Raw genomic sequence first — 11,909 nt, 5'->3', positions numbered from 1 at the left:
GATCTTCCCGCCCATCGCACCCGCACCCAGCGGACCGAAACCACCCAGATCGGTCGGAGTCTTCGCCCGCTGCGACAGAGCCGCGAACCGCGCCTCCAGATCACCGGCCTTGCGGGCGCGCGCCTCACCCGCGTCGTAGCTGTACCCCTGCGGAGAGTTGCCCAGGCCGTACGGATCACCACCACCGCCGCCGGTCCCGGAACCGGGAGACGGCGACGGTGATGTCGGTCCGTGTGACTTGGGGGGCATCTGTTGCTAACTCCGCAGGGGGTGGTGCTGGATCAGACGTGCACGTTCGGCTTGTCGCCGCCGCCGGTCTGGGGCTTGTCCTCGCCGAAGCCGCCGAGGTAGACGTCCTTGAAACCGTCGTCCTTGATGTCGAAGTTCGCGTCCTTGTCGCGCGCCTGGTCGAGGCGGTTCGGGTCGTACTTCGCGCCGTCCTGGCCCTTGACCTCGTTGGTCTTGTCCTCGACGTCGCGCTGGGCCTTGTAGACCTCGTAGGAGATCTCGCCCGCGTCGGCGACGCCCTCGAAGCCCTCCCAGCCCTTGCCGATCCGCTTGGTGGCGAGGTCGATGTCGTCGGTGCGACCCATCATCTTCGCCAGGCCCTTGAGCATCCGGGCGATGCGGGAGGCGATGTTCACGCCCAGCGTGATGGCCTTGGCGGTGGCGGCGGTGATGAACGCGGGGATGGACGCGCCGAAGGTCGGGACCATCATGGCGAGCGCGATCAGCGCGTAGGCGATCAGCGAACCGATGAGCTGGGCGATGAGGTCGCGGACGATGTCGCGCAGGACGATCACCACCGTGCCGCCCATGGCGATGATCTTCGCCTTGGTCTCCACGGAGGCGGCGAGCATGTCCAGCTCCTCGCCCATCATCTCCATGCGGGCGGAGAACGCCTCGGCGGACTCGCCGTTCCAGCCCTCGGGGTTGACCATGGCCTTGCGGTGGTCCTCGGCGAGCTGCCGCATCTCCACGGCGAGGTCCGTGCCCTCCTTCTGGTTCGCCTGGATCGCGTCCGGGTCGCCCATGAGCTGGTTGAGGGCGTCGCGCAAGAAGCTGACGTGCTCCATCAACCAGCCGACGCCCGCGGCGAAGAGCGATCCCAGCGGGTCGACGGCGAACATCACGGCGGCCGACGCGGCGCCGATGACGTTGAAGGCCACGCCCAGCGCGTCCGAGGCGTCCATCGAGGCCAGCTCGCCGAACGCCTCGATGAAGCCGGAGCCCGCGAGCTGGTTGTCCTCGGTGATCGGCTCGAAGCCCGCCGGGCTGTCGGCGATCGGAGCTTCCTGTGGCGCGGTCATCGCTGTGCTCGCTTCCTGTCCTGGACGGCGGAGTGGCGGGTGGTCACCACGGCTCCTCGTCCTCGTCGTCCGGTGCGGCGGCGCGCGACCGCCGTGCCGCCGCGACCGTCTGGGCGCGGCGCTTGCGCACGATCTCGGGGTCCTCGTCCTCGATCGCGTAGGGGTCCTCGATCTCCTCTTCCAGCTCCAGGTCCGGGTCGGGCGCGACGGAGTCCATGAGCATCTCCATCGTCTCCTTGCCTTCACCCATCGGGGTGAAGGCTGCCACGACCTTCTGGGACACCTGGTGCTGGGCCTTGCGCATGGTCTGCAGGATCAGGGCGGTGAGCTTCGCCGAGCCGAGGTCGACGGCCTTCGTGCTGAGCTTGAGGTCCGTCAGGCCACCGTTGGGGCCGACGCTGACCGTCACGGAACCGTCGCTGCTGGCGAGGGTGACGTTCGCCTCGGCGAGGTCCTTCTGGAGCGTCTCGTTCTTCTTCTGCAGCTCGGCGAGCTGCGACTCGTAGTCTTCGAGCCACTTGTGGGGATCCACGGCGGGGTCGACCACGGGTCCTCCTGATCACTGGTTCCACTGGTGCAACCCTCAGTCCATCAAACAACACCAACGCCGTGCCAACGCCCCTCCAACGGTGGAGCGAGGACGAACGGGCAGACGTGGAGGGAGGCCAAGACCCCGCCGTTGGTCTTGGCCTCCCACCTGTGAAGACGTGCGGGAGCGCCGGGCGGTTCAAAGGCCACTCCCCGAGATCGACGGGTCACGTCGAGTGGCGGTGTGACCCGTTCGCACCAACGATTAGGTCACGGCGGGCTCTACGACCCTTGCGCGTCATTACCAGGGGGTACGGTCCGTCACTCGGAAACCCCGACGGCGAGGTCGGGCAGGTGCTGCTCCACGTGAGCAGGGAGGAGACGAGCCGTGCGTCGTCGAATGCGTGGCATCGCGGTGTCAGCGATCGCGCTGACCAGCGTTCTGTCGATGGCAGCGTGCGCCAAGGACACCGGCGGTTCCAGCAACGCCGGGTCGGGCAACACCGCCGGTGATGGCTGCACCCTGGCCGCGGCTCCGCCCGCCGCCCCCGCCACGTCCAGCAGCGACGATGCCTCCGCGAAGGTGGACGGCAGCGCGCTGAAGGTCGGGCTCGCCTACGACATCGGCGGTCGCGGGGACGCCTCCTTCAACGACTCCGCCGCCGCGGGCCTGGACAAGGCCGTCGCCGAGCTCGGCGTGAAGAAGGAGAACGTCAAGGAGCTCACCGCGGCCCCCAACGAGGCCGAGGACGCCAAGCAGACCCGTCTGCGCCAGCTCGCGGGCGAGGGCTTCAGCCCGATCATCGGTGTCGGGTTCGCCTACGCCGAGTCCTTCAAGGTCATCGCGCCGGAGTTCCCCGACACGAAGTTCGGCATCGTCGACGCGACCGTCGAGGGTGCGCCCAACGTGACCCCGCTGGTCTTCGCCGAGGAGCAGGGCTCGTTCCTGGCCGGTGTCATCGCCGCCTACCAGAGCAAGAGCTGCCACGTCGGCTTCATCGGCGGCGTCGAGACCCCGCTGATCGGCAAGTTCCAGGCGGGCTTCGACCAGGGCGCGAAGAAGGCGGCCCCGGAGATCCAGATCGAGGACAAGTACCTCACGCCCGCCGGTGACTTCTCCGGCTTCCAGGACCCCGCGAAGGGCCAGGAGGCCGCGAAGGGCCAGATCGACAGCGGCGCCGACGTGCTCTACCACGCGGCCGGCGCGTCCGGCAAGGGCGTCTTCTCGGCGGCCAAGGAGGCCGACGTGAAGGCCATCGGCGTCGACTCCGACCAGTACAACCAGGAGACGGTGTCCAACGAGAAGGACGTCATCGTCTCCTCCATGCTCAAGCGCGTCGACGTCGCGGTGTTCGACTACATCGAGGCCGTCGCCGCGAACAACCTCTCCAGCCTGCCCGCCGTCTTCGACCTGAAGGTGGACGGCGTCGGCTACTCCACCTCCGGTGGCAAGATCGACGACAAGCTGAAGACCGTGCTGGAGGGCTACAAGGCCCAGATCATCTCCGGCGAGATCACGGTCTCGGCCACCCCCTGACCGACCCGCTCTGCCAGCGCGCTGGGCCCTGCGAGGAGACACTCGCAGGGCTCAGCGCGTACTACAGGGAGCCTCCACGATGAGCAGTTCCACCTCCGCCGGTGCTCCGGCGGCCACCCGTGGGCCGGACGGTCCACCGGCCGTCGAGCTGGCGGGAATCACCAAGCGCTTCCCCGGTGTGGTCGCCAACAGCGACGTCCACCTGAGCGTCCGGACCGGCGAAGTGCACGCCCTGTGCGGTGAGAACGGCGCCGGCAAGTCCACGCTGATGAAGATCCTCTACGGGATGCAGCAGCCCGACGAGGGCACCATCTCCGTCGCGGGTGAGCAGCACCGCTTCCGCACACCGGCCGACGCGATCAGGGCCGGGATCGGGATGGTCCACCAGCACTTCATGCTCGCCGACAACCTGACCGTGCAGGAGAACGTCGTGCTCGGCGCCGAGTCGCTGCACGGCATCGGCGGGAGGGCGCGCAGGCGCATCCAGGAGCTGGCCGAGGCCACCGGCCTCGCGGTCGACCCGTCGGTGCTGGTCGAGCGCTTGGGCGTCGCCGACCGGCAGCGCGTGGAGATCCTCAAGGTCCTCTACCGCGGCGCGCGCGTCATCATCCTCGACGAGCCGACCGCGGTGCTCGTGCCGCAGGAGGTCGAGGAGCTGTTCACGACCCTGCGCGGGATGCAGGAGCGGGGCTTCACCTTCCTGTTCATCTCCCACAAGCTCGACGAGGTCCGCGCCATCGCCGACTCGGTCACGATCATCCGCCGCGGCACCACGGTCGGCACGGCCGACCCGAAGACCGTCAGCAGCCGCCAGCTCGCGGAGATGATGGTCGGCAGCGAGCTGCCCAGCCCGGAGACCAGGGAGTCGACCGTCACCGACCGCACGGTGCTGCGACTGGACGACGTCGCGCTGTACGCGGAGGCCGGTGACCGGCCGGTGCTCGACCGCATCGACCTCGTGGTCCGCGCCGGTGAGGTCGTCGGCATCGCCGGTGTCGAGGGCAACGGCCAGACCGAGCTGGTCGAGACGATCATGGGGATGCGACGCGCCGGACGCGGGCGGGTGCTGCTCAGCGGCGCCGACGGCACCGAGCGCGACGTCACGAAGCTCGGCACGCTGGCCCGCCGCGAAGCGGGCATCGGCTACGTCCCCGAGGACCGCCACCGCCACGGCCTGCTGCTCAGCCAGCCGCTGTGGTTCAACCGCATCCTGGGGCACCAGACGCGCAGGCCCGCGTCGAAGGGCGCGTGGCTCGACCTGGACGGCGCGAAGGCCGACACGGCGCGCATCGTCGAGGAGTTCGACGTCCGCACGCCCGGCATCGACGTGCCGGCCGCCGCGCTGTCGGGCGGCAACCAGCAGAAGCTGGTCGTGGGCCGCGAGCTGTCCGGGAAGCCGGTGCTGCTCATCGCGTCCCACCCCACGCGCGGTGTGGACGTCGGCGCGCAGGCCCTCATCTGGGACGAGATCAAGCGGGCCCGCGCGCGCGGCCTGGCCGTCCTGCTGATCTCGGCCGACCTGGACGAGCTGATCGGCCTGTCCGACAACATCAGGGTCATGTTCCGCGGCCGGCTGGTCGCGGACGCCGACCCGAGCACCGTCACCCCCGAGGACCTGGGCAGCGCCATGACCGGCGCGGGCGCCGCGGGTGCCACCGCGGAGGGACGCACGACCCCGGCGGACGACGAGGTCGCCGCGGGCGAGGAGGACGAGCACTGATGGGAACCCTGCGCGGCAAGCTGCTGCCGCCAGCGCTGGCGATCGTGTTCTCCGCACTCCTGTGCGGGATCGCGCTGGTCATCTCCGGCGCGAACCCGCTCACGGCGTTCGGCGCCATGCTGACGCAGGTCGGCGAGGGCACGACGCTCGTCGACGTCGTCAACAGCACCGGCATCTACTACATCGCGGCGCTCGCGGTGGCGATCGGGTTCCAGATGAACCTGTTCAACATCGGCGTCGAGGGCCAGTACCGGGTGGCCGCCGTGACCGCGGCCGTCTTCGGCGGCTCCGTGACCCTGCCGCCCGGCCTCCACGCGCTGGCGATCCTCGTGGTCGCGGCCGTGGCCGGTGCGCTGTGGGCCGCGGTGCCCGCGATCCTCAAGGTGACCCGCGGCGTCAACGAGGTCATCTCGACGATCATGATGAACGGCATCGCGCTGGGGCTCGCGGCCTACCTGATCCGCGCCGACGTGTTCGGCGAGCTGCGCGGCAACAACATCCGCACTCCCGAGATCCCGTCGACCGGCTGGGTGCCCGGCATCTCGTTCGGCAGCAGCGGCACGGTGTTCGGCCTGGTCCTGCTGGCCGCGCTGCTCGGCGTCGGCTACTGGATCATGATGAACCGGACCCGGTTCGGCTTCGAGCTGCGCGCCTCCGGCGAGTCCTCGACGGCCGCCGCGGCCGGTGGCATCAGCGCCAAGAAGATGGTGCTGATCGCGATGCTGCTCTCCGGCGCCATCGCCGGTCTGGTGGCCATGCCCGAGATCCTGGGCCGTGACCACACCTACAACCTGAACTTCCCCGGTGGCATCGGCTTCTCCGGCATCGCCATCGCGCTGCTGGGCCGCAACCACCCCGGCGGCATCGCGCTCGGCGCGCTGCTGTGGGCGTTCCTGGACAAGTCGGGACTCGCGCTGGACAACGTGGGAGTGCCGAGGGAGATCGTGACGATCATGCAGGGTGCGATCGTGCTGTCCGTCGTGGTCGCCTACGAGGTGGTCCGCCGGGTCGAGCTCGCTGCCGAGCAGCGCAGGGTCGGTCGCCAGACCGGCACCGCCGAGCCCGTGGGAGGCGCAGCGTGAGCACCACCTCCACCAACCCCTCCACCGCGCCGCTGACGGTGCCGCCCGCCAAGCGCAAGCGGAAGCTGCCGGGCTGGTCCACCGCGATGATCGGCGTGGCCGGGGCGATCGTGCTCCTGTCCACGACGTCGTACCTGACGGGGTTCCCGCAGCTCACGTCCACCGGCACCTGGCAGACCGCGCTGCGGCTGGCCCTGCCGATCCTGCTCGCCGGTCTCGGCGGCCTGTGGGCCGAGCGCGCCGGCGTGGTCAACATCGGCCTCGAAGGCATGATGATCATGGGCACGTGGGGCGCGGCGTGGGCCGGGTACCAGTGGGGCCCGTGGGCCGCGCTCGTGTCCGCCGCCGTGTTCGGCGCGCTGGGCGGCCTGCTGCACGCCATCGCGACCGTCACGTTCGGCGTGAACCACATCGTCTCCGGCGTGGCGATCAACCTGCTCGGCGCCGGTCTGACCAAGTACCTGTCGACGCTGATCTTCTACCCGCTGTCGAACAACCCGCGCGAGTCGCCGGCGGTGCCGAAGTTCGACACCTACTCGGCGGCCGGGCTGTCCGACTGGCTCGGTGACCTGGAGGCGCAGCAGCGCGTCGGCATCTCCGACGTCGCCGGAATCCTGCGCGGCATCACCACCGGCGTCTCCCCGCTGACGATGATCGCGATCGTGCTCGTGCCCGCCACGTTCCTCGTGCTGTGGCGCACGCGCTTCGGCCTGCGGCTGCGCTCGTGCGGCGAGAACCCGGTGGCGGCGGAGTCGCTCGGCGTCAACGTCTACCTCTACAAGTACACGGCCGTGATCATCTCGGGCGCGCTCGCCGGCATCGGCGGCGCGGCGCTGGTCCTCAACCCCGGCCAGCCCGGCTACCTGGAGGGCCAGACCGGCGGTCGCGGCTACATCGGCCTCGCCGCGATGATCTTCGGCAACTGGCGGCCCGGCGGCCTGCTGGGCGGCGCGGCGCTGTTCGGCTACGTCGACGGCCTCCAGCTGCGCAGCGGCGGCAAGACCGTCCTGGCCCTGTTCTACGGCGCGGTGCTCCTGCTGGCCGTGATCGTCGTGGTCCAGCTCGTCCGCAAGAAGTGGTTCTCGGCGGCCTTCGCGATCGTGGGCGCCGCGATCCTGTACTTCGTCTACTTCAGCCTGGACGAGCTGCCCAGCGAGCTGACCGCCTACGCGCCGCACCTGGTGACGCTGGTCGTGCTCGCCGTCGCCTCGCAGCGGCTGCGCGCGCCGGCGGCCGACGGCGTGATCTACCGCCGAGGGCAGGGGGACTGACCGTGACGACTCCCGTCGACGTGGACTGGGACGAGCTGAGGCAGCGGGCGGTGCTCGCCGCGCAGGACGCGTACTGCCCCTACTCGGGGTTGCGGGTCGGCTCGGCCGCCCTGTGCGACGACGGCCGGATCGTCGTCGGCTGCAACGTGGAGAACGCCGCCTACGGCGTGGGGCTGTGCGCCGAGTGCACGATGGCCGGTCAGCTGCGGCTGACCGGCGGCGGGCGCTTCGTCGCCGTCGCGTGCCGCAGCGGTACCGGCGAGCTGCTCATGCCGTGCGGACGTTGCCGCCAGCTGCTCTTCGAGCTGGGCGGCGGCGACTGCCTCGTGGACACGCCGCGCGGCGTGGTGCCCATGTCGCGGGTGCTGCCCGACGCGTTCGGACCGGAGGACCTGCCGTGAGCACGCACTTCTCGGCCGTGGACGTCATCAGGGCCAAGCGCGACGGGCAGCGGCTCACCGACGCCCAGATCGACTGGGTGATCGACGCCTACACCCGCGGGACCGTCGCCGACGAGCAGATGTCCGCGCTCGCGATGGCGATCTTCCTCAACGGGATGGACGCCGCCGAGACCGCGCGCTGGACGCGGGCGATGGTGCTCTCCGGCGAGCGGCTGGACCTGCACGTGGACCGCCCGACCGTGGACAAGCACTCCACCGGCGGCGTCGGCGACAAGATCACCCTGCCGCTGGCCCCGCTGGTGGCCGCCTGCGGCGCCGCCGTGCCGCAGCTGTCCGGGCGCGGGCTCGGTCACACCGGCGGCACGCTCGACAAGCTGGAGTCCGTCCCCGGCTGGCGTGCCCGGCTGACCACCGCCGAGATCACCGCCCAGCTCGGCGAGGTCGGCGCGGTGGTGTGCGCGGCGACCGAGGGCCTGGCCCCGGCCGACCGGAAGCTCTACGCGCTGCGCGACGTCACCGGCACCGTCGAGTCGGTGCCGCTGATCGCCAGCTCGATCATGAGCAAGAAGATCGCCGAGGGCGCCGAGTCGCTGGTGCTGGACGTGAAGGTCGGCTCGGGCGCGTTCATGAAGTCGCTGCCGGACGCGCGGCGGCTCGCCGAGGCGCTGGTGTCGATCGGCGTGGAGCACGGCGTGCGGACCAGCGCGCTGCTGACGGACATGTCGGTGCCGCTGGGGCGTGCCGTGGGCAACGCTGTGGAGGTCGCCGAGTCCGTCGACGTGCTGCGCGGCGGCGGTCCGGCCGACGTCGTGGAGCTGACGGTGGCGCTGGCGGCCGAGATGCTGTCGCTGGCCGGGATCTCGGCCGATCCGGCGGCCGTGCTGGCCTCCGGCGAGGCCTACGAGACGTGGGCCAGGATGATCCGCGCGCAGGGCGGCGACCCGGAGGCCCCGCTGCCCGTGGCAGCGCACCGGCACGTCGTGCCGGCCCCGGCCGACGGGGTGCTCACCTCGCTGGACGCCTACGCCGTCGGGGTCGCCGCGTGGCGGCTGGGCGCCGGACGCGCCCGCAAGGAGGACCCGGTGCAGGCGGGCGCGGGCGTGCTGTGCCTGGCCAAGCCGGGCGAGCGGGTCCAGGCCGGTCAGCCCCTGCTGGAGCTGCGCACCGACACCCCCGACGCGGTGCCGGGCGCCCTGGAGGCGCTGGAGGGCGGCTACGCGGTCGGCGACGAGCCGCCGCGGTCGCGCGTCCTCGTGCTCGACACGCTCCGCGGCTGAGCCGCCGCTCGACGAACGCAGAACGGCGGCACGGCTCGCGAGGAGCCGCGCCGCCGTTCTCGTGGGGGATCAGGCGCCCTCGGCGGCCAGTTCGTCGTCGTCCACGGTGCGGTTGTCCGCGGACTTCGGGCCGTTCTTGCGCGTGCGGCGCTGCGGGCGGGGCAGCGCGGTGGGCGGCGGGGGCGGGGTCGACGAGCCGCCACCGAGGATCAGCTCGGCGAACGTGGCCATGGCCTCGTCCAGCTGGCCGCCGATGCGCTGCTCCGACTCCTGGTTGCTGCGGCGCACCATCGACGCCAGCGAGTCCGAGTCGGGACGGGCGGAGACGGTGCCCTCGACCTTGGTCAGGCCCTTCTCCACCACGCCGGTCAGCTCGCCGAGGCGAGCCGTGAAGTCGTCCTCCACGGTGTCCAGGCGGGTCGTCATCGTGTCCAGGCGCGAGGTGACCTGCTCCAGGCGCTGCGCGAGCGCCTCCAGGCGGTCGGTCGCGTCGACCTGGTCGCGGGTCTCCTCCAGCGCCGCGTGCAGCGCCTCGCGGGCCTCGTCCAGCTTGCCGCCGACGGCCACGCGGGTGTCCGACAGCGAGGAGCTGAGGGACTCGCGGGTGGAGTTGAGGTTGTCGCGGGTCTCGTCCAGGCGCCCGTGCAGTGCGAGCGCCGAGTCCTCGACCGACTTGTGCAGCGCCTCGCGGGTGCCGTCGAGGTGCTCGTGCACGCCCTCGTCCACCTCGTCGAGACGGCCGCGCAGCGAGGCCTCCAGGGCCTCGATGCGCTCGCGCAGCGGGCCGGTGACGGCGCCGGGGAGCTGCTCGACCTTGCCGTCCTGCTTGTCCAGGTGCTGGTCGAGGTCGTCGATGCGCTTGTGGATGTGGGCGAGCTTGTCCTCCAGGCCGTCCATGCGACCGGCGACGCCCTCGAAGCGCCCGGCGACGCCGTCGAGACGGCCGTCGAGCTGGGCGAACGGCGTGGCGAGCTTGTCGACGATGCTGTCGACGGCCCGGCTGATCCCCTGCACGGAGGCGTCCTGGGCCTCCAGCTTGGCGAGAGCCTCGTCCAGCCGCTCCGCGAGCACCGCGACCTCGTTGCGGTCGGGCAGCTCGGACAGGCGCTTGCGAACGGACCCCAGCGACTCGAGCGGGGACATCCGAGCGTGGATCTCGTCCAGTGCGTCGAAGATCTGCTGCTGTTCGCTCTCACGGATCTCGGCGGCGCGCGTCAGCATGTTGCGCATCCGGTCGAAGGACGGCGCTGCTGGGTTGATGCTCTCGTTCACGGCTGGGCCTTCGTCCTGGGGAGGGGGAGACTTCGGGGGAGCCTAGCCACGTCGGGGTCGGCAGCAGAACCTCCCCCCACCGCACACCGCCGCGCGAGGGCGCGTCACTGCTCCGTTCGGGTTGCACGGTGCGGGCGGTCACCACGACGAATGCGGAGCAGTGCGCACCTGTTGCACGAGATCATCCTCCGAGTGAGTGACTCAAGACGTGATCTCGGTCGCGCAAAGTTGCTTATCACGACTGGACAACGAGTAGGTGTGCACACGCCGGAGTGGTTCCGGGGACGAGTGCTGCCGCGCGTGTCGATGCACAGCCACTCGTGATCGTCCGGAGAGACCGGGGAACGGCGTGTCGCCAGGTATAGCGTGGGCGCATGTCCACCCCGATTGCACCGGAGGCCATCCGCAGCGCGCCCAAGGTGCTGCTGCACGACCACCTCGACGGTGGTCTCCGTCCACAGACGGTGATCGACCTGGCAGAGGCGTCCGGGTACGCGGGACTGCCGACCACCGACGCGGTGGAACTCGGCGACTGGTTCCGCGACAACGCCGACTCGGGCTCGCTGGTCCGCTACCTGGAGGGCTTCGCCCACACGTGCGGCGTCATGCAGGACGAGGCCGCCCTGGTGCGCGTCGCCGCGGAGGCCGTGCAGGACCTGGCCGACGACGGCGTCGTCTACGCCGAGATCCGCTACGCCCCCGAGCTGTTCACCGCGCGCGGGCTCTCCCCGGAGCAGATCGTCGAGGCCGTGCAGGAGGGCTTCCGGCTGGGCGAGCGGCGCGTCGCGGAGACCGGGCGCGTCGTCCGCGTCGGCACGCTGCTGTGCGCGATGCGGCAGAACGAGGGCTGGCTGCGCATCGCCGAACTCGCGGTCCGCTACCGCGACGCGGGCGTCGTCGGCTTCGACATCGCGGGCCCCGAGGCCGGTTTCCCCCCCACGAGGGGCCTGGACACCTTCGAGTACCTGCGCCAGCAGAACGCGCACTTCACGATCCACGCCGGTGAGGCGTTCGGACTCCCGTCGATCTGGGAGGCCATCCAGCACTGCGGCGCCGAGCGGCTCGGGCACGGCGTGCGGATCGTCGACGACATCACGGTGGCCGAGGACGGCTCCGTGCGTCTCGGACGGCTCGCGAGCTACGTGCGCGACCGGCGCATCCCGCTGGAGATGTGTCCGACGTCGAACCTCCAGACCGGGGCGGCGCCGTCGCTGGCCGAGCACCCGATCGGCCTGCTCGCCGCGCTGCGGTTCCGGGTCACGATCAACACCGACAACCGCCTGATGAGCCAGTGCTCGATGTCCAGCGAGTTCACCGCGCTGGTGGAGACCTTCGGCTACGACTGGGCGGACCTCCAGTGGTTCACCGTGAACGCGATGAAGTCGGCGTTCCTGGGCTTCGACGAGCGCCTGGAGATCATCAACACCCTGGTCAAGCCGGGGTACGCGGCACTGATGTCCTGAACGCTCCACGCGCGACGACGGCCCGGGACCAGGTGGTCCCGGGCCGCT

At 70.9% G+C, this 11,909-nt stretch carries 11 protein-coding genes; 7 read left to right on the top strand and 4 right to left on the bottom strand.

What is annotated here, in order from left to right:
- The 3 genes from IMZ35_RS04605 to IMZ35_RS04595 all read right to left on the bottom strand — a co-directional run.
- On the bottom strand, nucleotides 1-249 hold a 249-nt coding region (locus IMZ35_RS04605; protein ID WP_199439540.1), incomplete at its 3' end, for a hypothetical protein.
- Between the two features lie 32 nt (nucleotides 250-281).
- Nucleotides 282-1,310 carry a hypothetical protein gene (locus IMZ35_RS04600; protein ID WP_199439539.1) on the bottom strand — a complete coding sequence of 343 codons (1,029 nt, stop codon included), beginning with the start codon at nucleotides 1,308-1,310 and terminating at the stop codon, nucleotides 282-284.
- A gap of 43 nt (nucleotides 1,311-1,353) precedes the next feature.
- Nucleotides 1,354-1,857 carry a YbaB/EbfC family nucleoid-associated protein gene (locus tag IMZ35_RS04595; protein WP_199439538.1) on the bottom strand — a complete coding sequence of 168 codons (504 nt, stop codon included), beginning with the start codon at nucleotides 1,855-1,857 and terminating at the stop codon, nucleotides 1,354-1,356.
- A 381-nt stretch (nucleotides 1,858-2,238) separates the two neighbouring features.
- Between IMZ35_RS04595 and IMZ35_RS04590 the strand changes: the two genes are divergently transcribed.
- The 6 genes from IMZ35_RS04590 to IMZ35_RS04565 all read left to right on the top strand — a co-directional run bounded on the left by IMZ35_RS04590 (nucleotide 2,239) and on the right by IMZ35_RS04565 (nucleotide 9,126).
- Nucleotides 2,239-3,375, top strand: a complete 1,137-nt coding sequence (locus tag IMZ35_RS04590) for a BMP family lipoprotein (protein WP_199439678.1) — start codon at nucleotides 2,239-2,241, stop codon at nucleotides 3,373-3,375.
- Nucleotides 3,376-3,454: 79 nt separating this feature from the next.
- Entirely contained in the window at nucleotides 3,455-5,095 is a 1,641-nt protein-coding gene (locus tag IMZ35_RS04585) for an ABC transporter ATP-binding protein (protein WP_199439537.1), read from the top strand.
- A complete protein-coding gene (locus IMZ35_RS04580; protein ID WP_199439536.1) occupies nucleotides 5,095-6,177 on the top strand; it encodes an ABC transporter permease in 1,083 nt (360 codons plus the stop codon). Before IMZ35_RS04585 ends, IMZ35_RS04580 begins: the two co-directional genes overlap by 1 nt.
- Nucleotides 6,174-7,448 (top strand): ABC transporter permease, encoded by a 1,275-nt coding sequence (locus IMZ35_RS04575; protein ID WP_199439535.1) that lies wholly within the window; start codon nucleotides 6,174-6,176, stop codon nucleotides 7,446-7,448. Before IMZ35_RS04580 ends, IMZ35_RS04575 begins: the two co-directional genes overlap by 4 nt.
- A gap of 2 nt (nucleotides 7,449-7,450) precedes the next feature.
- The gene (locus IMZ35_RS04570; RefSeq protein WP_199439534.1) at nucleotides 7,451-7,849 is read left to right on the top strand and encodes a cytidine deaminase; all 399 of its coding nucleotides are present in this window, start codon (nucleotides 7,451-7,453) and stop codon (nucleotides 7,847-7,849) included.
- Complete coding sequence (locus tag IMZ35_RS04565; RefSeq protein WP_199439533.1) at nucleotides 7,846-9,126, top strand: thymidine phosphorylase; 1,281 nt, start codon at nucleotides 7,846-7,848, stop codon at nucleotides 9,124-9,126. The genes IMZ35_RS04570 and IMZ35_RS04565 overlap by 4 nt, the downstream gene beginning before the upstream one ends.
- A 69-nt stretch (nucleotides 9,127-9,195) precedes the next feature.
- Here IMZ35_RS04565 and IMZ35_RS04560 read toward each other — a convergent pair whose 3' ends face one another.
- Nucleotides 9,196-10,356, bottom strand: a complete 1,161-nt coding sequence (locus IMZ35_RS04560; RefSeq protein ID WP_199439677.1) for an apolipoprotein A1/A4/E family protein — start codon at nucleotides 10,354-10,356, stop codon at nucleotides 9,196-9,198.
- A 416-nt stretch (nucleotides 10,357-10,772) separates the two neighbouring features.
- On the opposite strand from IMZ35_RS04560, the gene IMZ35_RS04555 reads away from it, so the two are divergent.
- Nucleotides 10,773-11,861 (top strand): adenosine deaminase, encoded by a 1,089-nt coding sequence (locus IMZ35_RS04555; RefSeq protein WP_199439532.1) that lies wholly within the window; start codon nucleotides 10,773-10,775, stop codon nucleotides 11,859-11,861.
- Nucleotides 11,862-11,909 lie beyond the last annotated feature (48 nt).

The organism is Umezawaea beigongshangensis (genome assembly GCF_016464305.1).
GTDB classification, from domain to species: Bacteria; Actinomycetota; Actinomycetes; order Mycobacteriales; family Pseudonocardiaceae; genus Umezawaea_A; species Umezawaea_A beigongshangensis.
The sequence above is the reverse complement of the archived record's forward strand: the minus strand, read 5'-3'. Positions and strand labels throughout refer to the sequence as shown.